At 51.2% G+C, this 21,540-nt stretch carries 16 protein-coding genes; 10 read left to right on the top strand and 6 right to left on the bottom strand.

Features of this window, described 5'->3' with window-relative positions; translation table 11 throughout:
• Window positions 1-2: 2 nt before the first annotated feature.
• The 3 genes from bamB to C9I98_RS12200 all read left to right on the top strand — a co-directional run bounded on the left by bamB (window position 3) and on the right by C9I98_RS12200 (window position 3,871).
• On the top strand, window positions 3-1,160 hold the full coding sequence (bamB, locus tag C9I98_RS12210; protein WP_036828228.1) for an outer membrane protein assembly factor BamB: 1,158 nt from the start codon (window positions 3-5) through the stop codon (window positions 1,158-1,160).
• 179 nt (window positions 1,161-1,339) lie between these two features.
• A complete protein-coding gene (gene der, locus C9I98_RS12205) occupies window positions 1,340-2,833 on the top strand; it encodes a ribosome biogenesis GTPase Der (RefSeq protein WP_036828230.1) in 1,494 nt (497 codons plus the stop codon).
• Window positions 2,834-2,989: 156 nt separating this feature from the next.
• The gene (locus tag C9I98_RS12200; protein WP_036828232.1) at window positions 2,990-3,871 is read left to right on the top strand and encodes a metal-dependent hydrolase; all 882 of its coding nucleotides are present in this window, start codon (window positions 2,990-2,992) and stop codon (window positions 3,869-3,871) included.
• A gap of 165 nt (window positions 3,872-4,036) precedes the next feature.
• Here the strand turns inward: C9I98_RS12200 and C9I98_RS12195 are convergent, their stop codons facing one another.
• Together C9I98_RS12195 and C9I98_RS12190 are read right to left on the bottom strand one after the other, a co-directional pair.
• Entirely contained in the window at window positions 4,037-5,041 is a 1,005-nt protein-coding gene (locus tag C9I98_RS12195) for a LacI family DNA-binding transcriptional regulator (protein WP_107272025.1), read from the bottom strand.
• Between the two features lie 101 nt (window positions 5,042-5,142).
• Window positions 5,143-6,576: a GH1 family beta-glucosidase gene (locus C9I98_RS12190; protein ID WP_036817961.1), complete on the bottom strand. Its 1,434-nt coding sequence runs from the start codon at window positions 6,574-6,576 to the stop codon at window positions 5,143-5,145.
• Window positions 6,577-6,781: 205 nt separating this feature from the next.
• Between C9I98_RS12190 and C9I98_RS12185 the strand changes: the two genes are divergently transcribed.
• Window positions 6,782-7,009, top strand: coding sequence for a zinc ribbon domain-containing protein (locus C9I98_RS12185; RefSeq protein ID WP_036817963.1), 228 nt, complete (start codon window positions 6,782-6,784; stop codon window positions 7,007-7,009).
• 91 nt (window positions 7,010-7,100) lie between these two features.
• Here the strand turns inward: C9I98_RS12185 and xseA are convergent, their stop codons facing one another.
• On the bottom strand, window positions 7,101-8,450 hold the full coding sequence (gene xseA, locus C9I98_RS12180; RefSeq protein WP_036817965.1) for an exodeoxyribonuclease VII large subunit: 1,350 nt from the start codon (window positions 8,448-8,450) through the stop codon (window positions 7,101-7,103).
• Window positions 8,451-8,721: 271 nt separating this feature from the next.
• Here xseA and guaB point away from each other — a divergent pair, with 271 nt between their 5' ends.
• The 4 genes from guaB (at window position 8,722) to C9I98_RS12155 (ending at window position 15,834) form a co-directional block, all read left to right on the top strand.
• On the top strand, window positions 8,722-10,185 hold the full coding sequence (gene guaB, locus C9I98_RS12175; RefSeq protein WP_036817966.1) for an IMP dehydrogenase: 1,464 nt from the start codon (window positions 8,722-8,724) through the stop codon (window positions 10,183-10,185).
• 114 nt (window positions 10,186-10,299) lie between these two features.
• Window positions 10,300-11,880, top strand: a complete 1,581-nt coding sequence (guaA, locus tag C9I98_RS12170) for a glutamine-hydrolyzing GMP synthase (RefSeq protein WP_036817968.1) — start codon at window positions 10,300-10,302, stop codon at window positions 11,878-11,880.
• A gap of 475 nt (window positions 11,881-12,355) precedes the next feature.
• Complete coding sequence (locus tag C9I98_RS12160) at window positions 12,356-13,915, top strand: AbgT family transporter (RefSeq protein WP_107272024.1); 1,560 nt, start codon at window positions 12,356-12,358, stop codon at window positions 13,913-13,915.
• Between the two features lie 362 nt (window positions 13,916-14,277).
• Window positions 14,278-15,834: an AbgT family transporter gene (locus tag C9I98_RS12155; RefSeq protein ID WP_107272023.1), complete on the top strand. Its 1,557-nt coding sequence runs from the start codon at window positions 14,278-14,280 to the stop codon at window positions 15,832-15,834.
• A gap of 110 nt (window positions 15,835-15,944) precedes the next feature.
• On the opposite strand, the gene fghA is transcribed toward C9I98_RS12155, so the two are convergent.
• Both fghA and C9I98_RS12145 read right to left on the bottom strand, forming a co-directional pair.
• On the bottom strand, window positions 15,945-16,787 hold the full coding sequence (fghA, locus tag C9I98_RS12150) for an S-formylglutathione hydrolase (RefSeq protein WP_036824544.1): 843 nt from the start codon (window positions 16,785-16,787) through the stop codon (window positions 15,945-15,947).
• 54 nt (window positions 16,788-16,841) lie between these two features.
• Complete coding sequence (locus C9I98_RS12145) at window positions 16,842-17,972, bottom strand: S-(hydroxymethyl)glutathione dehydrogenase/class III alcohol dehydrogenase (RefSeq protein ID WP_036824540.1); 1,131 nt, start codon at window positions 17,970-17,972, stop codon at window positions 16,842-16,844.
• Window positions 17,973-18,182: 210 nt separating this feature from the next.
• Between C9I98_RS12145 and C9I98_RS12140 the strand changes: the two genes are divergently transcribed.
• A complete protein-coding gene (locus C9I98_RS12140; RefSeq protein ID WP_107272022.1) occupies window positions 18,183-19,052 on the top strand; it encodes a LysR substrate-binding domain-containing protein in 870 nt (289 codons plus the stop codon).
• A gap of 88 nt (window positions 19,053-19,140) precedes the next feature.
• Window positions 19,141-19,674: a tRNA adenosine(34) deaminase TadA gene (tadA, locus tag C9I98_RS12135; RefSeq protein ID WP_036820795.1), complete on the top strand. Its 534-nt coding sequence runs from the start codon at window positions 19,141-19,143 to the stop codon at window positions 19,672-19,674.
• Between the two features lie 120 nt (window positions 19,675-19,794).
• Here tadA and mltF read toward each other — a convergent pair whose 3' ends face one another.
• Entirely contained in the window at window positions 19,795-21,333 is a 1,539-nt protein-coding gene (gene mltF, locus C9I98_RS12130) for a membrane-bound lytic murein transglycosylase MltF (RefSeq protein ID WP_081878914.1), read from the bottom strand.
• Between the last annotated feature and the right edge of the window lie 207 nt (window positions 21,334-21,540).

The raw sequence follows: 21,540 nt of genomic DNA, 5'->3' as shown, positions 1-21,540 counted from the left end.
GTATGCAGAAGGTGTTAAAGCAAGCTATCTCTGTTGCTCTGGCGGTAGGGATCCTGGCAGGTTGTGCCGGGGAAGAAGATACTATCCAGATGGCACCTTTGCCGGTGGTGGAAAGCAGTTTTGTTCCGGCGCAAAGTTGGAAAGCGCAAGTGGGGGATGGCGTAGGCCATTACTTCTCTAAGCTTTCTCCTGCATTGGGTTACGGCAAGCTGTTTGTCGCCGATCGCGACGGTGTAGTTAAGGCGCTGGACCCTGACAATGGCCAGGTGCTGTGGGAGATTGACCTGGAAACCGACATCAGTGCCAGGCTTTCGGGCGGTATTGCTTTGTCTTACGGCAAGGTATTCATCGGCAGCGAAAATGCTGAGGTGATTGCGCTTGACGAGGAAACGGGCGAAGAGCTGTGGCGCACCACCGTAGAAGGTGAGGTGCTGTCGAAGCCGCTGGTGGATGAAGGCCTTGTCATTGTAAATACCAGCCGTGGTATTTTGCAGGCGATGGATGCAGATACTGGCGAGAGCAAGTGGCAGCTAGGTAGTGAGCTACCAACCCTAACCCTACGTGGTGACAGCTCGCCGGTGTCGATTTCTGGTGGTGTTTTCTGGGGACAGGCCAACGGCCGATTGGCCGGTGCCTTGATGGGCAATGGCCAGATGCTGTGGCAACAGCCGATTGGCTCGCCAAAAGGCGCGACGGAAATTGACCGTTTGGTCGATGTTGATGCGACACCGGTTATCGAGGGCGAGCGACTCTACGTGGTTGGCTACAACGGTAACTTGGTATCGATCGAGCTTCGTACGGGCCAGGCGGCATGGAAACGTGCTTATTCTTCTGCAACCGACTTTGTGGTTGATGGTAATCAGCTATATTTGATCACAGATCAAGACCATATTGTTGCGGTAGATGCGCGCAGTGGTACTGAGCTTTGGGCTAACAATGATCTGGAATACCGACTGCTAAGTGCACCTTCTATCATCGACGGCTACGTCGTGGTGGGTGACAGCGAAGGCTTCCTGCATTGGCTCGACCCATATACCGGTGACTTTGTTGCTCAGCAGGCAACGGATGGTAGCGGTATTGCCGTACCGCCAATGCGCATGAGCGATGGCTATTTGGTTATCACTCGTGATGGCAGTATTAACAAAATGCAAATGCCGTAAATAGTCGGTATAATACGCGCCATTCTAATTTGTCGGCTCCTGCTGTGGATACAGTCAGGAGCCGTTATTGTTATATCCATTCGCGATATTATTGTCGGATGAAGGTCACAAAATGTGTGGCTGGAGACAAGAATGAATGGACACTATGTCATTAAGACGATGAAAAGTAAGAGGTAGTTATGATTCCTGTTGTTGCCCTAGTCGGGCGCCCAAACGTGGGTAAATCGACGTTATTCAACCGTCTTACCCGTACAAGGGATGCGCTGGTAGCAGATTTTCCTGGCCTAACAAGGGATCGTAAATACGGTAAAGCAGAGCTTGAAGAGCACGAATTTATTGTAATCGACACCGGTGGTATCGACGGTACTGAAGAAGGCGTCGAGACAAAAATGGCTGAGCAGTCGCTGGCAGCAATCGAAGAAGCAGACGTGGTACTGTTCTTGGTTGATGGCCGTGCCGGGTTAACGTCGGCTGACGAAGCCATTGCCGCGCACCTGCGTAGCCGTGAAAAGCCAACTTTCTTGGTGGTTAACAAGATTGACGGTATTGATGCCGACAGTGCTTGTGCCGATTTCTGGCAGCTGGGCGTTGATGCGATGTACCAGATTGCAGCCGCGCAAAACCGCGGTGTAACAGCACTGATGGAGCGTGCGCTTGCGCCGTTTGCTGAAAACCTGAAAGCAACGGCTGAAGACAGCGATGAAATTAGCATCGAAGATTTGACCTCGGTTGAAGATATCGAGAAGGCCAACCTGTCTGAAGCGGATGCGGAGGCGGCTTATAAGCGCCTTCAGGAGCAGCCAATCAAACTGGCGATCATCGGCCGCCCGAACGTGGGTAAATCAACGCTGACCAACCGCATTCTTGGTGAAGACCGTGTGGTTGTTTACGACATGCCGGGCACCACCCGCGACTCTATCTACATTCCGATGGAGCGTGACGGACAGGACTACGTGCTGATCGATACCGCGGGTATCCGTCGCCGTAAGAATATGCACGAAGCGGTTGAAAAGTTCTCGGTTATCCAAACCCTGAAAGCGGTGGAAGATGCCAACGTGGTGTTGCTGGTTATCGATGCGCGCGAGAATATCTCAGATCAGGATTTGAGCCTGTTGGGCTTTGCCCTGAACGCCGGCCGTTCACTGGTTATTGCAGTGAACAAATGGGATGGCTTGGATAACGAAGTGAAAGATCGCGTGAAGTCTGAACTTGACCGTCGTCTGGGCTTTGTCGATTTTGCCCGTATCCACTTCATTTCTGCACTGCACGGTACGGGTGTTGGTCACTTGTACGAGTCGGTACAGGAAGCTTACCAGTCTGCAACCAAGCGTATCAGCACGTCAATGCTGACCCGCATCATGCAGATGGCACAGGATGATCACCAGCCGCCGATGATCCGCGGCCGCCGCGTGAAACTCAAGTATGCCCACGCTGGTGGTTACAACCCGCCGATTATCGTTATTCACGGTAACTTGGTGAACGAGCTGCCGGGCTCGTACAAGCGCTACTTGATGAACTATTACCGCAAGTCGCTGGAAATGATGGGTACACCAATCCGTATCCAGTTCCAGAACAGCGATAACCCGTTCGAAGGCAAGAAGCAGAAGCTGACTGTCTCTCAAGAGCGTCAACGTAAGCGCCTGGCGACAGCGCTGAAAAACCGCGATAAGTAATCCTTATCTGGTTAAAGACATTGAAAACCCAGCCTTGTGCTGGGTTTTTTTATGCCCGCTGATTGTATTGGTTATTGCTGGCGGTCTTTTTGTATAATGCCCGCGGAGAAGATCGTGCCCGATCTTGTTATGTCTACGAGTTGTATAAGGAATACCATGCCAGCTGTTACCCCTACCGAAGTTGTTTTTACCGAGCGCCAATATACGGCTGAATCTGTTGTGCAGATGGTTGTTGCCCAGCCTGAAGGCGGCAGCTGGTTGGTAACAGCCCTGACCCCCTTTCACCCGGTAAGCCATATCTGGCCCGATCATCCAGCCGATTGGGGCTCAGTCTCAGTGCGCGGTACCCAACAAAGGGTAACGGGGTGCTTTTACGGTGCTGTCGAGCTTGCAAGCCACCAACTGTTTGTCGGCAGCGACATTCCTGTGAAGCGCAATGAGGAAGGTTGGGTATTTGTCGTGGTACATCAAACGGAGCAAGCCTTGCCTGCCGACTTGGTTGGCGAAACCGTGCAGCTCGAAGTGGAGCGGGATTATCAGCTATCCCTTAGTCGCGGACACAGCGCAGGGCATTTATCTTCGCTAGCACTGAACAAGGTCCTGCATCACGACTACTGGCGGAAAGATGCGTCGCGCAAGGATGAGCTGGGGCACTATGATTTCCATAGCTACGCCCAAACGGAGAGCCGGGTATCAGAAGATTGCAGCACGGATACCTATCGTCTGGGGAAGACATTACGCAAGCGCGGCTTAAATTCGGCAGATATGCTGGAGGCCTTGCCGCAAATTGCCGAGCATATTAACCAGCAATTAGAACAATGGCGCGCGATGGGCGCTAAGGTTGTTATGCGCCGTGAGGGGAGTGCGTTGACAGACTCCCGCTATTGGCAATGTGATCTGGGCGAAGAAGGGCTGGTAGAAATCCCATGCGGGGGAACCCATGTGCAATCACTGGTCGAATACCAAGAGATTACTGTTTCATTTCAAGTTGTTAGCGACCAAGAGTTAATCATGCTAACCCGGACCGTAGCCGCTTAAAGCAGTAAAGCGATCCTAAAACTGCAATTTTACAAACCACTAGATCTACTGGGTTAGCCTTGGAAGTTGCAGTTTTAAATATCGCTTAAAATCCAAAAACAGAATATGTAACTTATGCTTTCGGGATGTGTATTGATAAATATTCTTTTGATACCTGATCGCTGATCACGTTGGCTTTTTAGGTTGATCAACAGATTCGCGAACGATCAACGTACCAGACGTATCCTGCAAAGGGCTGCATGGCAGCTGCTCAATGAGCTGTAGCGCCTGCTTCACTGCATGGGATGCGACTTCATTGATGGGCAGCATGACTGAGGTCAGGCTAGGCACGGTGAATTCACCAACGGGATCATTATCAAAACCGATAACCGATATATCGTGCGGCACCGACAAGCCGGATTCATGTATCGCCCTGATGGCACCGATGGCCATGTTGTCGTTGGCCGTAAACAGGGCGGTAAAATTAACGTTATTATCAAGCAATGACTTGCAAGCCTGATACCCTCCCGCAAGGAAATAATCACCCTCGGCGATATGGGCCACTTCGATGTTATGTTTGGCGAGGGTGTCTAGAAAGCCATTGAGGCGGTAAGTTGAGTTGGCAGAATCCTGTGGGCCGCGAATACAAGCGATGTGCTTGTGCTGGTGATCAAGCAGGTGCTTGGCAGCCTTGCGGCCTGCACCGTATTGGTCGAAAAACAATGAGCGATCTTCAAAACCGGTGACCTTTTGGTTAATGACTACCAATGGGACGGGCAGTACTCGCATTAGCTCAATCAGTTCGTTTTCACTTAGCTTGCGGGTGTAGAGAATAATCGCGTCTACCTTGCGCTCGACAAGATTTTCTATGGCTTTTGTTTCAGAACGGTTGCTGTGCCCGCCGTCCATGATGAAGAGTTGCTTACCCGCTTGGCTAGCCGCTTCTGCGGTTTGGCTCATCAGGCTGCTGAAGTAGGCGCCTTCGAAGGCAGAAACCACCAGCCCCAGCGAGTTGCTGCTGTTGGAGGCCAGTGCCCGGGCCAGGCTATTGGGCTGGTAGCCCAACTCAGCCATTGCTTGGTACACCTTCTCTGTTGTGGCTTGCTTTACTTGCCCTGTCTGGTTCAGTACGCGAGAAACAGTGGCCTTGGATACACCGGCCAGCTTACATACATCGTTAATTGTTGCCATTCCTACTGCTCTCTTACTGTTACTGATATGCCCGACAATACACGCGGTATTGTCGGGCATTCATGGCGGTTGGATCAACCATTGCCGAAGTAAATACGACCTTAACGTACAGCCCCGTTTGATTTGATAACGTCTTGATACCAGAAGAAAGACTTTTTACGTCTACGGTTAAGGTGGTTGTCGCGATCGACATACACAAACCCGTATTGTTTCTGGTAGCCGTTGAGCCAGCTCAATAGGTCGATGAAAGACCAAGGGTAGTAGCCCCGTACATCGACCCCTTGCTTGATGGCTGACTCGGCGGCGGCAATATGGCTTGAAAGATATTCGATACGCGGTTGGTCGACAATTTCCCCGTCGATGATGGGATCCTTGGCACCCAAACCATTTTCGGTGATGTAAAACGGAATATCGCCATAGCGCTCTTTTAGCCGCATCATGCCAACGCACAGCCCTTCGGGGTAGATTTCCCAGTCCCAGTCGGTGTAGGTGGAGTTTGGATTGCGAACAAACTTGAACAAGCCCTTAAAGCCGAATTCTTGGCCGGAGCCTTTCTCTCCCGTGGTATTGATTTTGGTGTTTTCCACATCCGGGTTGGCGGCAATCCACTCGCGTTTGTAATAGTTAACTCCGATAAAGTCACAAATATTGTCTTTTAGCAGCATTTCGTCCTCTTCGGCGAAGACCGGGGCGCCCCATGTCGCCTGGGCCAGGTTGAGGATGTGGGTTGGGTATTCGCCTTTTAGCACCGGATCGTATAACCAGTGGGTAAGCAGGTCATCGGCCATGTTGCAGGCCGCCACGTCTTCAGAGCTGTCGCTGATGGGATCATGGGGCTGCATTACGTTTACAAAGCCAATTTGCCCGTTGCTTGGCACGGTGCCAAATTGTTGGTATTGGCGAAATGCCTGCACGGCCTTGGCATGGGCAACAAACACATGGTGGCAAGCTTGGAGGCCGCGTTTGGGATCGCTTATACCCGGCGGGTGGGTGGCTGTAAAATAGCCCATGCCAATGAAGATCAGGGTCTCGTTAAAGGTTGACCAAAGCTCGACCCTATCGCCAAATGCTTGGTAGCACAGCTTGGCGTATTCCTCGAATGCCTCAACGGTGACACGGGATTCCCAGCCGCCGATATCCTGTAGCGCCTGCGGTAGGTCCCAGTGGTATAGGGTGATCATCGGCTTGATGTTGTGCTTTAGCAGCTCATCAATCAGATCACTGTAGAACTGAATACCAGCTTGGTTAACAGTGCCGCGTCCTTGGGGCAACAAGCGGGGCCAACTGATAGAGAAGCGGTAGCTGGTGAGGCCTGCTTCTGCCATCAATGCGACATCTTCCTTGAAACGGTGGTAGTGATCGGCTGCGACATCACCGTTGGTACCCGCGTGGGTGGTACCCGGCAGGTGGGAATAAATATCCCAGATAGAGGGCCCCTTGCCATCGGCATCATGGCCGCCCTCAACTTGGTAGGCTGCTGTTGCCGCCCCCCAAAGAAAATCGTCGGGAAATGCTGAAGTGGGTTTGTTCGTCATCGGTCACTACCTCTAATGCAAGATGCTCTGTGAGAATAGGGCAAGCTTAAGATAAAAATGAAACCGGTTACAGAAACCGGTTTCATTTTTTGCTGCATTCTGTGATATCGATCGACATAATCGGATCCTGAGTTGGATCAAAAGCCGTTTTTATCGATTTGTTATAAGATGTCACCATGCAGATACAATGATGAAGGAATGAATCATGAGCCAGAACACTTGTCCTGAATGTAGCAGTGAATTAGCGTGGAAGGACGACCAATATTATTGTGATTATTGCCAGTCGGGGGTGAAGAAAAAAGCGCTTTGTCCCGACTGCCATGCCGAGACTGAAAAACTGTTGGCATGTGGTTCGGCGAGCTATTTCTGTAACAGCTGCAATGAACTGAAGTCGAAGTCGCGAGTCGAAATTGTGTTCGAGATGCAGCCGTAGGGCATGGCCATTGCTGGGCTCAGGTCAGCTAGATAGCAAGTATGATCGGAAGGCGCCGCTGTTTTACCAGCGGCGCCTTTGATTATGGCGGTTATTGGCTCACGACCGATTGGATATCGCCGTCGGCCAGTTTGGTGGTGATGGTATCACCGGCCTTGACTTGCTCGTGGCTGCGTATCACTTTGCCCTTGGCATCACGGGTAATGGAGTAGCCGCGGCCTAGGGTGGCAAGCGGGCTGACGGTTTCCAGCTTTTCCGCCGCCATTGCCAGCTTGTGGCTGGCATTGAGTAAGCGGCGATCCATGGCATCCAGCAAACGGCGCTGGGTTTGCTCAACTTGCGATTGCTGAACCTTGATGGTTTGTGCAGGGGAGTACAGCGACAGCTTGTAGTTGTTACGCTCAATATGCTGCTGGTGGCCAGCTAGCAGGCGCAGCATTGCGTTTTCCAACCGAGACGAAAACTCATCCAGCTGTTGCTGCTGCTGGTTGAGCCGTACTTGCGGGTGCTGTCGATCCAACCGATGCTGCAAGCGCACGGTTTGCGATTGCCTTGCCGCCAGGTAATGGCGCATGGCATGGTGCAGTTGCTGGGTCTTTTGCCTGATTGCCTGAGTTTGGTGGGTCATATCACGGCTGATCAATTCGGCAGCGGCAGAAGGGGTAGGGGCACGCACATCGGCAACAAAATCGGCGATGGTGACATCGACCTCATGGCCCACGGCGCTGACAATCGGGATTTCGCTGGCGGCAATGGTACGGGCAACGATTTCTTCATTGAACGCCCATAGGTCTTCTAACGAGCCCCCGCCCCGGCCAACAATTAACACATCGCACTCTTGGCGGGCATTGGCGCGGCCAATGGCTTGGGCAATGGAAATGGCGGCACCTTCGCCTTGCACCATGGTTGGGTAGATCACCACCGGCAACCCAGGATCGCGTCGTTGCAAGATGTTCAGGATATCATGCAGGGCTGCGCCCGTTTTCGAGGTGACGATACCGACCCGCTTGGGTTGCTCCGGCAGCGGTTTTTTCAGTGACTGGGCAAACAGCCCCTCGGCTGCCAGCGACATCTTGAGTTGCTCGAATTGCTGCTGCAGGCGGCCGTCACCTTCAGGCTGCATACTTTCGATGATCAGCTGGTAATCACCGCGCGGTTCGTAGAGCGAAAGCCTGGCCTTGACCAGTACCTGAGTACCGTTACTTGGCTTGAAGGTCACCCGGCGATTGTTGCCGCGGAACATGGCGCATTTTACTTGGGCGCGCGAGTCTTTCAGGGTGAAGTACCAATGGCCGGAAACCGGCATGGAAAGGTTGGAAAGCTCACCAATCAGCCAAACTACCCCCATTTCGTTTTCAAGGATCAAACGAACTTGGGCGTTGAGGCTAGAAACGGTATAGATTCGGTCGTTGCTTTGGGTCTGTTGGGCGAATAGAGTCACGAGGCGAGACACCTGTTATCGGGCGGCTAAGAAGTGAGCGGGGGCAATAGGCAGACGTGCGTTGCCAAAGCCGAGACAGATCGATGGACAGATCTTGGTCGTAAAATGCCGACCGCAGCACCGGAAACTTAACCGACATATACTACACATCAAGCAAAATTAGTCAATAAAAAAATTTAAAAAATTACTAGCCAATCGATTGCTTCCTACGTATACTTTGTTCGCAATATTTTATCCTTCTTTAAACCTCTACTTGGTGTGAGATATTGCAATGTTACGAATCAAACAAGAAGCTTTGACTTTCGATGATGTCCTGCTGGTTCCAGCCCACTCAACTGTACTGCCTAACACTGCCGATCTGCGCACCCGTCTGACGAAAGACATTACGCTAAACATCCCTATGGTGTCAGCGTCAATGGATACTGTGACAGAAGGTCGTTTGGCTATCGCCCTTGCTCAGGAAGGCGGTATCGGTTTCATCCACAAGAACATGTCTATTGAGCAGCAAGCCAATGAAGTTCGCATGGTGAAAAAATTCGAAGCGGGTGTTGTTTCTGAGCCGGTAACGGTGAAGCCTTACAACACTATCGAAGATGTTAAGCGCCTGACTATCGAAAATGGCTTTGCTGGCTACCCGGTAGTTTCTGACAACAACGAGCTGGTGGGTATTATTACTGGCCGTGATGTGCGTTTTGTTACTGATCTTTCTTTGAAAGTAGAAGAAGTGATGACACCAAAAGACAAGCTGGCTTCAGCGAAAGAAGGTGCATCACGTGAAGAAGTAGAAGCTATCATGCAGCAGTACCGCGTTGAAAAAGTACTGCTAGTCAATGATGACTTCCAGCTTCGCGGTATGATCACGGCAAAAGACTTCCAAAAAGCAGAACGCAAGCCTAATGCATGTAAAGATGATCGTGGTCGTCTGCGCGTTGGTGCTGCGGTTGGCGCTGGTGCGGGTAACGAAGAGCGTGTTAAGGCGTTGGTTGAAGCTGGCGTAGACGTGCTGCTTATCGACTCTTCGCACGGCCATGCTGAAGGTGTGCTTCAGCGTATTCGCGAAACTCGCGAAGCATTCCCAGAACTACCGATTGTGGGTGGTAACGTGGCAACTGCCGAAGGTGCACGCGCGCTTATCGAAGCCGGTGTAAGTACGGTTAAAGTGGGTATTGGCCCTGGCTCTATCTGTACCACGCGTATTGTGACTGGTGTGGGTGTTCCTCAGGTTACGGCTATCGCAGATGCCGTTGCCGTTGCCGACCAGTACGGTATTCCTGTTATTGCCGATGGCGGTATCCGCTTCTCTGGTGATATGTGTAAAGCTATCGCCGCCGGCGCATCTTGCGTGATGGTGGGTTCAATGTTTGCCGGTACTGAAGAAGCACCGGGCGAAGTTGAACTGTACCAAGGCCGTGCTTACAAATCTTACCGTGGCATGGGCTCACTGGGCGCAATGTCGAAAGGTTCTTCTGACCGTTACTTCCAGACTGACAACGCGGCTGACAAGCTGGTACCGGAAGGTATCGAAGGTCGCGTAGCATATAAAGGTCACATGAAAGAAATCGTACACCAGCAAATGGGTGGTCTGCGTTCAAGCATGGGTCTAACCGGTTCTGCAACCATCGAAGACCTGCGTACCAAGGCTGAGTTTGTGCGTATTTCTGGTGCTGGCATGAAAGAGTCACACGTTCATGATGTGACCATCACCAAAGAAGCACCGAACTACCGTATGGGTTAATTTTCAGCAGGTGGGTAACCACCTGACGAAAACGTTTGCCTAAACGGAAAACTTGTATAAGATGGGGGCGTTTTTTGGCCCCCAAATTTCAATTATTTTTGAGACAGCTCGATAATGACCACGACAAACATTCATGATCAACGCATCCTTATCCTTGATTTTGGTTCTCAGTACACGCAGCTAATTGCGCGCCGTATCCGTGAAATCGGTGTTTACTGTGAGCTATGGAGCTGGGACGTTGACGAAGCCGATATCCGTGATTTCAATCCAAACGGTATTATCCTTTCAGGTGGTCCGGAAAGTGTGACAGAGGAAGGTTCTCCTCGTGCGCCTCAGTACGTGTTTGAAGCTGGCGTGCCAGTGTTCGGCGTATGTTACGGCATGCAGACCATGGCAGAGCAGCTGGGCGGTAAAGTTGCTGGTTCTACTGAGCGTGAGTTCGGCTACGCGCAGGTGAAAGTGGTTGAGCCAACAGCCTTCTTCAAGAACATCGAAGATGCGGTTTCTGAAGACGGTACAGCACTGCTTGACGTATGGATGAGCCACGGTGACAAAGTGGTTGAGATCCCGTCTGACTTTGTCAAAGTGGCAGAGACTGAAACTTGTCCTTACGCGGCAATGGCGAACGAAGAGAAGCGCTTCTACGGTGTGCAGTTCCACCCAGAAGTGACTCACACGCGCCAGGGTATGCGCATTATCGAGAATTTTGTGCTAAACATCTGTGGCTGTGAAAAGCTATGGACGTCGGCGAACATCATTGATGACGCAGTAGCACGTATCAAAGAACAAGTGGGCGATGACGAAGTTATCCTGGGCCTATCTGGCGGTGTTGACTCTTCTGTTGTTGCAATGCTTATCCACCGCGCAATTGGCGACAAGCTAACTTGTGTATTCGTGGACAACGGCCTACTTCGCCTGAACGAAGGTGAGCAGGTTATGGAAATGTTCGGCGACCACTTCGGCCTGAACATTGTTCACGTTAAAGCAGAAGATCGTTTCCTTGACGCGCTAGCGGGCGAAGCAGAGCCGGAAGCGAAGCGTAAGATCATCGGTCACGTATTCGTTGATGTTTTCGACGAAGAATCGAAGAAACTGTCAAACGCGAAGTGGCTAGCTCAGGGTACTATCTACCCAGACGTCATTGAGTCGGCGGCATCGAAAACCGGTAAGGCACACGTGATCAAGTCTCACCATAACGTGGGTGGTCTTCCGGACGACATGGAAATGGGCTTGGTTGAGCCGCTAAAAGAGCTGTTCAAAGACGAAGTACGTAAGATTGGCCTAGAGCTTGGCTTGCCTTACAACATGCTTTACCGCCACCCGTTCCCAGGTCCAGGCCTAGGTGTACGTGTACTGGGCGAAGTGAAGAAAGAGTACTGTGACCTGCTACGTCGCGCCGATGCTATCTTCATTGAAGAACTACACAAAGCTGATTTGTATAACAAAGTGTCTCAGGCATTTACTGTTTTCCTACCTGTGCGCTCAGTGGGCGTAATGGGTGATGGCCGTAAATATGACTGGGTGGTATCGCTACGTGCTGTTGAGACCATCGATTTCATGACAGCGCACTGGGCACACCTGCCATACGACTTCCTAGGTAAGGTTTCCAACCGTATTATCAACGAAGTTGACGGCATTTCACGTGTTGTTTACGACGTGTCTGGTAAGCCGCCAGCGACAATTGAGTGGGAATAATTATTCATCCACTTTATGCAGGCAAACTTGCCTGTAGCACATAAATTTAAGAAGCACCTTCGGGTGCTTCTTTTGTTTTTGGCTAAACTATATCCAAGTAACTTCAAGTCACAGGGCTTAATGGTTACTTGGGTGCATGCGAAAGGCAGGGATGGCGGAATTTGCCAAGGTGTGAGTTTTGGCTCTGATATGCGGTTTGTTTGCTATATGATGCGTTTTGTGATGAAAGTAATGTTGTGCTTGTGATATTGTGATGTGCTTCTCTTGTTAGCATGATGTTTCGTATTAATATTTGTTTACAAAGTTGCTTAATGCATTTTTGTTATTAGTTAGTCGATCGTGCGTTTTGGTCTGAACTTTTTATTACAATCCTCCGCAAGGTTTTTTCTGAATAAGAAAGATCGGATTAACGGCGATAAAACGACAACATGTAGCGCCGCAAATTTACAACATCACTAACGACCATGGAGTTCCCATGAGTAATCAAGCAGTAAATAAAGCACCGGATTCCAAACCGGGTGCAATGGATAAGTTTCTAAACTTTATCGAACGTGCGGGTAACAAAATCCCTGATCCAGCGCTCCTATTCTTTTGGGGTCTTATCATTGTCTGGGGCTTGTCTGCATTATTCTCACAGTTCGAATTTGGACTGATCCACCCTGTTACTGGGCAAGCAATCGAAATCAACAACCTTCTTACCGGTCAATCTCTAGCAGGTTTCCTTGCTGGTATGGTTAAGACCTTCACCGGCTTCGCACCACTGGGTATCGTACTTGTAGCGATGCTGGGTGTAGGTGTTGCTGAAGCGTCTGGCTTCATCAATACTGGCCTTAAGAAGATGCTTAACTTCACGCCGGCTAAGCTACTAACACCAATGCTTATCCTAGTAGCTATCGTATCGCACACTGCTGCGGATGCGGGCTACGTACTGGTTATTCCTCTAGGTGGTATCATCTTCCACGCTGCAGGCCGTCACCCTCTTGCGGGTATCGCTGCTGCGTTTGCTGGTGTATCTGGTGGTTTCTCTGCGAACTTCATCCCATCGGGCATCGACCCATTGCTAGCGGGCTTCACCCAGTCAGCTGCACAGATCCTAGATGCTGAGTACATCGTTAACCCACTGTCGAACCTAATGTTCACAGGCCTATCTTCAATTGTTGTTGTGGGTGTGGGTTGGTACATCACTGAGCGTGTTATCGAGCCGCGTCTAAAATCAACGCCAATCGATGAAGATGCTGAAGAAGCACCGGATCTAGGTTCTTTCACAGAAACTGAGTCTAAAGCATTCAGCGCTGCAGGTTGGGCAATGATGGGCGGTATCGCGCTGCTTGTGCTTTCTGTATTCCCTGAGTCTTCTCCTCTACGTTCGCCAGAAGGTGAAATCACCGCGTTCACTGCACCGCTAATGCAGTCAATCGTACCGCTGATCTTCATCCTGTTCGTTATCCCTGGTGTGGTATACGGCCGCGTTGCGGGTACGTTCAAGTCAAGCGATGACATCATCAAGGCGATGTCTGCAACCATGGGCACCATGGGCGGCTACATCGTAATGGCATTCTTCTGTGCACAGTTCCTGGCTGCATTCAGCGATTCTAACCTAGGTACGCTACTTGCTCTTTCTGGTGCTGACCTGCTTAAAGCAATGAACCTACCTGGCCAGGTAACCATCGTTGGTATGATTCTACTTACCGCGTTTGTTAACCTTCTAGTTGGTTCGGCATCTGCGAAGTGGGCATTGATTGGTCCTATCCTAGTACCAATGCTAATGGCGGTAGGTATCTCTCCTGAGCTAACTCAGGCTGCATACCGTGTTGGTGACTCTGTATCTAACATCATTTCACCTCTGATGGTGTTCTTCCCACTGGTTGTTGTTTACACCCAGCGTTACGTGAAGAGCTCTGGTATCGGTACACTGGCTTCACTAATGATGCCATACTCGATTGCCCTAACCATCGTATGGACTATCTTCCTGCTTCTATACTGGGCAGTAGGTATTCCTCTAGGTATTCAGGCACCTTACACTTACACAATGTAAGTTGTAAGCTGACGCAATACACCAAGCCCCGCTATCAAGCGGGGCTTTTTTTATCTACAAATTGTATAAAAAGTAGTTATAGGTGGGCGTTATTTATGATTTACATGATATTAACAACTGCTAAATAAAATAAATTTAAAATTTTATCTTGCGGTAATAAATTCTGCATATGGCTCAATTATTGGCGGGTGCTTTCTTAGACTAGTACATTTGTGGGGGTTAGTAGTGATACTGATGCTCCAATCCAGTTGATCGTGCTTTTTTGTTCCTCTTTTTGGTGTTTTACACTGCAGTAGCGATTTGTTACTTTTTTTACAGAACACAACATAAAAACTCAATCGAAGTGGTAAGGATGTACGATCATGAGTGAAACCATTACTCCCGCTCCCTCGCAGAAGGGAATCATTGCGTTCATTGAACGCGCCGGCAAGAAAATCCCCGATCCCGTTATTATCTTCATGTTTCTGTTTACCTTTTGTTTGGTACTAACAGGTGTGATCGGTGGCCTACAGTTTGAAACAACAGGTGCTGACGGTGGCGCGATTACGCATACCATCAAGAATATGCTAGCTGCGGAGAATGTGCGCTGGATGTTCGATAATGCCTTGCTGACTAACTGGCTGTCCTTTGGTGGCGGTGTACTGGGTGTCATCCTGATCGTTATGCTAGGTGTGGGCATTGCAGAAAACTCGGGTTTGCTTTCTGCCGTTATTAAAAAAGTCGGCCTGCGTATCAATGATCGTTACCTGCCATTGTTGGTGGTTTTCCTGGGTATCATGAGCTCAATTGCGACGGATGCGGGTTACCTGATCCTTATCCCGCTAGCGGGTTTGCTTTACGCTGGCTTGGGTAAGAACCCGCTGATCGGTATGGCTGCGGCTTTTGCTGGTGTATCGGCAGGCTTTAGTGCCAACCTGATCCCGGCAACGCCTGTTGATGTGATTTTGGGTGCAAACGCGCGCATCTTTGCTGAGTCTCAGGGTATTCCGTTTGAAACCGCGGCGGGTGAAGCGATCAACCCGGCGACGATGCACTACTACTTCATCTTTATCTCGACTTTCCTATTGGCTGGCTTGGGCGCATGGGTCACAACGCGTTTTGTTGCCCCTCGTCTTGAGAAAATGTCTTACCAGCTTCCAGAAGATCTGAATTTGGATGACTTCCAAGTTACTGAAGCAGAAAACAAAGGCCTTAAAGCGGCAGGGATTGGCTTGATCATTGCGCTTGGTGCGGTAGCTGCGCTGGCAATGGGCCCTCTGGCGACTTACACCAATGAAGCTGGCCGTGAGGTAACCCCGTACCTGGATAACGTGATTTTGTTAATCGCAATGGTATTCGCGGTTGTGGGTATTTTCTTTGGTGTGGCAACGGGCAAGTTTAAGTCGCTGCAGGACGTGGTGAAAGCCATGGTGACCCAGATGAATACCATGGGCTATATCCTTGTACTGACTTTCTTCTGTTACAACTTCTTGGCGCTACTGGGCTTCTCTGGTTTGGGTACTTACGTGACTTACCTAGGTGCGACGTTCCTAGCGGCATTGGGCTTGCAGCAGTTCCCAATCCTGTTGATCATCGGCTTTATCCTGACGACCGCTGTTATCAACCTGTTCGTGGGTGGCTTGACGTCGAAGTGGATGCTGCTTGGTCCTATCTTTGTACCGATGTTGTACCAAGTGAACCCGGATATGACACCGGATCTAGTGACTGCGGCCTACCGTGTTGCGGATTCATCAACCAACATCATTACCCCGATGATGAGTTACGCGGGTGTTATCTTGGCATTCATGCGTAAGTATAAGCCTGAGCTATCGTTCGGCGACGTTATTGCCATGATGGTACCTTACTCGATTGCCTTCCTAACGGTATGGACATCGGTTCTGGTTGCGTTCTTCGCTTTCAACATTCCGCTAGGCTTCTAATCGCAGACTGGTAAAGTAAGCCATAAAAGCAAAAGCCCGTAGCATCGAATGCTACGGGCTTTTTAATATTCATACCTTTTCGCCATCGAAGGTTTGGTTAGCTTACTGGCTTATTTCAGGTACTGGGCATGGAAGCGCAGGTGATCCTCAATAAAGCTTGCGATGAAGTAATAGCTGTGGTCGTAGCCTTCCTGCATTCGCAGCTCCAGCGGGTAATCCACAGATTCGGCTGCCGCTGCAAGTACTTCAGGTTTGAGCTGCTCTTCGAGGAAACCGTCTTGGTCGCCTTGATCCACCAAGGCTGGCACGGCTTGCTGGTGCTGCTTGATCAACTCGGTGGTATCGTATTGCTTCCAGTTATTGCTATCGGTACCCAAGTAGCCGGTAAAGGCTTTTTGGCCCCAAGGGCAATGGCTCGGGTTGCTGATTGGGCTAAATGCCGACGCAGAATGGTAGCGAGCCGGATTGCGCAGGGCAATCATCAATGCACCATGCCCGCCCATTGAGTGACCACTGATTGAGCGCTCTTGATTGACGGGGAAGTGCTCCTCGACAATCGCAGGTAACTCATTTACCACGTAGTCGTACATATGGTAATGACGGCTCCATGGCGCTTCGGTTGCATTGACGTAGAAGCCGGCGCCCAAGCCAAAGTCATAGGCACCTTCCGGATCGTCGGCAACACCTTCACCGCGAGGGCTGGTATCGGGGGCAACAATCGCGATGCCCAATTCTGCTGCAATGCGCTGGGCACCTGCTTTTTGCATGAAGTTTTCATCGGTGCAGGTTAAGCCTGATAGCCAGTACAAAACAGGCACCTTTTCACCCATTGCGATTTGTGGTGGTAGGTAAATAGCGAAGCGCATTTCGCAACCAAGCACGTCGGACTGGTGGGTGTATTGCTTGTGCCAGCCACCAAATTGCTTGTTGCAACTAATATTTTCAATGGTCATATCCGATCTCATAAAAGGCAGGGCGCGGTTAGGCGCCCTGCGAATTGGCCACAATTACTTGTCGTAGTGGATAACGGAGCGGATGCTCTTACCTTCGTGCATGAGGTCGAAGGCTTCGTTGATGGCATCAAGCCCCATGGTGTGGGTGATAAAGTCATCCAGTTTGAATTCGCCAGCCATGTAACGCTCGACGATTTCAGGTAGCTCCGAACGACCTTTTACGCCACCGAAGGCCGAGCCGCGCCATACGCGACCAGTCACAAGCTGGAATGGGCGGGTGGCGATCTCTTGGCCGGCACCGGCAACACCAATGATCACGGATTCGCCCCAGCCTTTATGGCAGCACTCGAGGGCAGAGCGCATGACGTTGACGTTACCGATACACTCGAACGAGAAGTCGACGCCGCCATCGGTCATTTCAACAATGACTTCCTGGATTGGCTTGTCGTAGTCATTTGGGTTGATGCAGTCGGTCGCGCCAAGCTCTTTCGCCAGTGCATACTTACTTTCGTTGATATCGACGCCGATGATACGGCTAGCCCCCGACATGGTCGCACCAATGATGGCTGATAGACCGATACCGCCGAGGCCGAAAATCGCCACGGTGTCGCCTTTCTGTACTTTGGCCGTTTTCAGCACCGCGCCCATACCTGTTGTGACGCCACAACCCAGCAAGCAGACTTCTTCAAGCGGGGCTTCTTTATTTACTTTCGCCAGCGAGATCTCTGGCAGTACTGTGTATTCAGAGAAGGTAGAGCAACCCATGTAGTGGAAGATTGGCTCGCCGTCTTTGTAGAAACGGGTGGTGCCGTCTGGCATTAGGCCCTTGCCTTGGGTTTCGCGGATCTGCTGGCACAGGTTGGTTTTGCCTGATTTACAGAACTTACACTCGCCACATTCTGGAGTGTAAAGTGGAATAACGTGGTCGCCAACTTCCACACTTGTCACGCCTTCGCCAACCATTTCAACAATACCGCCGCCCTCGTGGCCAAGGATCGCTGGGAAGATACCTTCAGGATCGTCGCCAGATAGAGTGAATGCATCAGTGTGGCATACGCCTGTCGCGATAATGCGTACTAGCACTTCGCCTTTTTTAGGTAGCATCACATCCACTTCTTCGACAGACAGTGGCTGGTTCGGACCCCATGCAATAGCGGCTTTGGATTTGATAAATTGCTCTGACATAACATTCTCTCTTAGTTGTGAGCGGGCAATTTTGCCCTCTTTCGTCCCTACCTTGGTTAGCTTTAAAAGTAGGAGAGATTTTGCTTTGCGACGAGGAAATTACTGTGAGCCCCGTCGTTTGTTTTGATGGTGCTTAGTATATTTATTCCCAATGAAATGATAATTACTCTAAAATGCAAATTACTTTTACTCACAGGTAATAATGCGGTTATGTTTTTATGGGAAGGGGTCAGCGAGTTTGTTGCGGTGGCAGAGGCCGAGAGTTTTACTGCGGCAGCTAAGCAGCTGGGGATCTCGACGGCACAGGTAAGCCGCCAGATCAGCGCACTGGAAAATCGGTTGAATACCAAGTTGTTTTACCGCACGACGCGCAAAGTCTCGCTAACGGAAGAAGGCAGTATTTATTACCGCCACTGCCGCCAATTGCAAGACGGACTCGAAGAAGCCGAGCGGGCGATCAGTGACCGCCGGGGGACACCGCAAGGTAACCTCAAGCTAACGGCGCCGGTGACCTATGGCGAGCAATATGTGATGCCGCTGGTGGCTGACTTTATGCTGCTATACCCAGAGATTGAAGTGACGGTTGAATTAACCAATCGCCAGGTCGATTTGGTCGAGGGGGGATTTGATTTGGCTATCCGCCTGGGCAAATTGACCAGCTCATCGATGATGGCAAAGAAGCTGACGACGCGTACCCAGTATGTCTGTGCCGCGCCTGCCTACCTGGAGAAATACGGGATCCCCCATTCATTGTCAGAGCTGCGCCACCACAACTGCTTGGTCGGTAATTACGATCATTGGCGGTTCCAGGAGGGGAATAAAGAGCGCAGTGTCCGTGTCAGTGGCAACCTGCGCTGTAATAGCGGCTTTGCATTGCGTGATGCCGCCTTGAAGGGGATCGGTTTGGTGCAGCTGCCCGACTACTATATTGCCGATGACTTGGCTACGGGGGCGTTGGTGGCAGCACTGGAAAACTTCCAAGAGGCGGAAGAGGGGATTTGGGCGTTGTACCCGCATAATCGCCACTTGTCGCCAAAAGTGCGCTTGCTGGTTGATCACTTAGCGAGTGAGCTGGCTTAACAAAAGCAGGAGGCGGCCGAGTCTCGCTTCTTGCTAAGGTTTGGGTATAATCGTCGCCCCGGCAAAACAGAACCACACAGAGTACGCAATGACAGAATCGAACCAGCAACCCCAGTACACCGACGAAGATTTTATGCGTCGCGCCATGGTTTTGGCAGCAAAAGCCGAAGCTGAGGGCGAAGTACCGGTGGGGGCGGTGATCGTCCATGATGGCAAGGTGGTTGGTGAGGGCTGGAATCGCTCTATCACCCAGCATGATGCGACGGCGCATGCCGAAATTATGGCATTGCGACAAGCGGGCCAAGTGCTCAAAAACTATCGCCTGCTGGATGCGACATTGTATGTCACCTTGGAGCCCTGCCCGATGTGTGCCGGGGCGATGGTCCATAGTCGGATTGGCAAGGTGGTGTTTGGTGCCCATGATCTAAAAACCGGGGCAGCGGGCAGTATTATGAACTTGCTAAGCTATGAGCAGGTTAACCATCACGTTGCGATTGAATCGGGCTTGTTGGCCGACGAATGCCGTGCCCAGCTGCAAGCCTTCTTCAAGCGCCGCCGTGCCGAGAAAAAGGCAGAGAAGAAAGCGCGCCAAGCTGCCGAGAAAAGCCAAGCCCAAGACTAGCGTTGTAAGCGGCTAAGGTAATTAATCCGCCGGATAACCCAGCAATAGTGATCATAAAAAAAGGGCCAATTGGCCCTTTTGTTTTATCTGTACCTTGCCGCTGCGAGCGGTGAGAAAAGCTTAGTTGCTTGCCGTTTTTGCTGGCGTTGCAGACTGCTCCAAGGCTTGCTCCAGCACCGCAACTTCCGGCGCGACGGTACCTTGTGCACCCGACATAGACGGCGGGGTGATGGTATGCAGGCCGTCAACCAGCTCAATTTCTTCTTGCTGTGGGCTTTGGCTATGGGTTTGCTCGTAGCCGACAATGCTTTGGTAGTAGCGGCGGATGTTCTCAACATAGTTTAGCGCCTCATCACCACGGGCGTAGCCATAGCGGGTTTGCTTATAATACTGGCGTTGGCGAAGCAACGGTAGGCGCTGTTTTACATCGCTCCAAGCATCTGGGTTGCCGCCTTGCGATTTGGTGAGGCGCCTTGCATCCATCAGGTGGCCAAAACCCACATTGTACGAAGCAAGGGCAAACCAGACCTTTTCGTGCTCTTCGACGCTGTCCGGAATGCGGTTGATCATCTTGCGCAGGTACTGGGTACCACCACGGATACTCTGCTCCGGATCAAGGCGGTTTTGCACTCCGACGGACTTCGCGGTTGGCAGGGTCAGCATCATCATGCCGCGAACCCCTGTCGGCGAAACAGCGCGAGGGTTCCAGTGCGATTCCTGGTAAGACAGGGCGGCGATCAGGCGCCAGTCAAACTCTTCAGCGTATTGCTTGAACAAGCCTTCCCATTTCGGCAGCTTGCTTTCAACGGCGCGCAGGAAGGCGCGGGTATCGACATAGTCAAACTTGTCGACATGGCCGAAGTACTTTTCTTCGAGTTTGGCCAGCTCTCCGCTTTGCTGGATCTCGCCGAAGAATTCGATCAACAGGCCATACAGGCTGTCGTCACTGTTTTGGTTGACGAACCAGGCTATCGGCTCGTCTTCTGTTAGCTCCAGCGCCGTGGCGATGTCCGGGTTAATGCGCTGGTTTAAGGCGATGTTCACCGAATCGGCCATGGTGTAGTCCAACTCGCCCGCTGCCACCTGGCGCAATAGCTCGTCGCTATCGGTCTCTTCCACCGTGTTCCAAGTCAGATCCGGGTGCTGCTCCCTGAGCGCTTGCAGGGTAAGCTCGTAGCTAGAACCTTTCACTATGGTGAAGTCGCCTTGGATCTGCGCTAAGTCCGCCAGATCCCTCGGGCGCCACTGGCCCTTCTTATAGACCACTTTTTGGCTGGCATAGTAATAAGCAGGGGCGGCCCGGAAATTAGCCAGGCGCTCCTCGGTCATGGTGAGGCCGGCTGCCAGCAAGTCGACTTCGTTACGCTCAAGCGCGGGGAACAATCGCGACAGGGTGAACATCGGCTTCATTTCAAGTTTCACACCCAGTTTGTTGGCGAACAGGCGAGCCAGCTCGTAGTCGAGACCCGTTGGCCCTTCGCTGCCGATATAGTATGAAAGTTGGTTGTTGAGCGTACCGACACGCAGCACCCCATCTTCGCGAATACGCTCAAGATCGGTTTGCGGCTCTTCCTGCCACAGGCAGCCGTTTAATAGGAGTAGGCCAAAGACGACAGCGGTCAGGCGCCGTAACTGTTTTATCGGTCGGATAATACTCAACGAACAATGCTCACGTAAAAATAGGGTGTTCTTTATACCAAAGCTCGGCGGATCCGCAAAATTATCGACCTACTCAATAGTCAACTTTGCCGGGTATGAGACAAGAACGCACCTTTGCTACATGCAAAATACTGCGAAATGGGAATAAGGGCAGGGTGAATCGACCAGTTTTTCGCACTGATTGAAAAAAAAACACGCAAACGGTTG

This window comes from Photobacterium sanctipauli (genome assembly GCF_003026495.1).
Lineage (GTDB): Bacteria > Pseudomonadota > Gammaproteobacteria > Enterobacterales > Vibrionaceae > Photobacterium > Photobacterium sanctipauli.
The sequence above is the reverse complement of the archived record's forward strand: the minus strand, read 5'-3'. Positions and strand labels throughout refer to the sequence as shown.

Excerpts from the sequence above, each read along its gene's own strand:
- bamB (WP_036828228.1), top strand. The coding sequence starts at position 3 with ATGCAGAAGGTGTTAAAGCAAGCTATCTCTGTTGCTCTGGCGGTAGGG.
- der (WP_036828230.1), top strand. The coding sequence starts at position 1,340 with ATGATTCCTGTTGTTGCCCTAGTCGGGCGCCCAAACGTGGGTAAATCG.
- C9I98_RS12200 (WP_036828232.1), top strand. The coding sequence starts at position 2,990 with ATGCCAGCTGTTACCCCTACCGAAGTTGTTTTTACCGAGCGCCAATAT.
- C9I98_RS12195 (WP_107272025.1), bottom strand. The coding sequence starts at position 5,041 with ATGGCAACAATTAACGATGTATGTAAGCTGGCCGGTGTATCCAAGGCC.
- C9I98_RS12190 (WP_036817961.1), bottom strand. The coding sequence starts at position 6,576 with ATGACGAACAAACCCACTTCAGCATTTCCCGACGATTTTCTTTGGGGG.
- C9I98_RS12185 (WP_036817963.1), top strand. The coding sequence starts at position 6,782 with ATGAGCCAGAACACTTGTCCTGAATGTAGCAGTGAATTAGCGTGGAAG.
- guaB (WP_036817966.1), top strand. The coding sequence starts at position 8,722 with ATGTTACGAATCAAACAAGAAGCTTTGACTTTCGATGATGTCCTGCTG.
- guaA (WP_036817968.1), top strand. The coding sequence starts at position 10,300 with ATGACCACGACAAACATTCATGATCAACGCATCCTTATCCTTGATTTT.
- C9I98_RS12160 (WP_107272024.1), top strand. The coding sequence starts at position 12,356 with ATGAGTAATCAAGCAGTAAATAAAGCACCGGATTCCAAACCGGGTGCA.
- C9I98_RS12155 (WP_107272023.1), top strand. The coding sequence starts at position 14,278 with ATGAGTGAAACCATTACTCCCGCTCCCTCGCAGAAGGGAATCATTGCG.
- fghA (WP_036824544.1), bottom strand. The coding sequence starts at position 16,787 with ATGACCATTGAAAATATTAGTTGCAACAAGCAATTTGGTGGCTGGCAC.
- C9I98_RS12145 (WP_036824540.1), bottom strand. The coding sequence starts at position 17,972 with ATGTCAGAGCAATTTATCAAATCCAAAGCCGCTATTGCATGGGGTCCG.
- C9I98_RS12140 (WP_107272022.1), top strand. The coding sequence starts at position 18,183 with ATGTTTTTATGGGAAGGGGTCAGCGAGTTTGTTGCGGTGGCAGAGGCC.
- tadA (WP_036820795.1), top strand. The coding sequence starts at position 19,141 with ATGACAGAATCGAACCAGCAACCCCAGTACACCGACGAAGATTTTATG.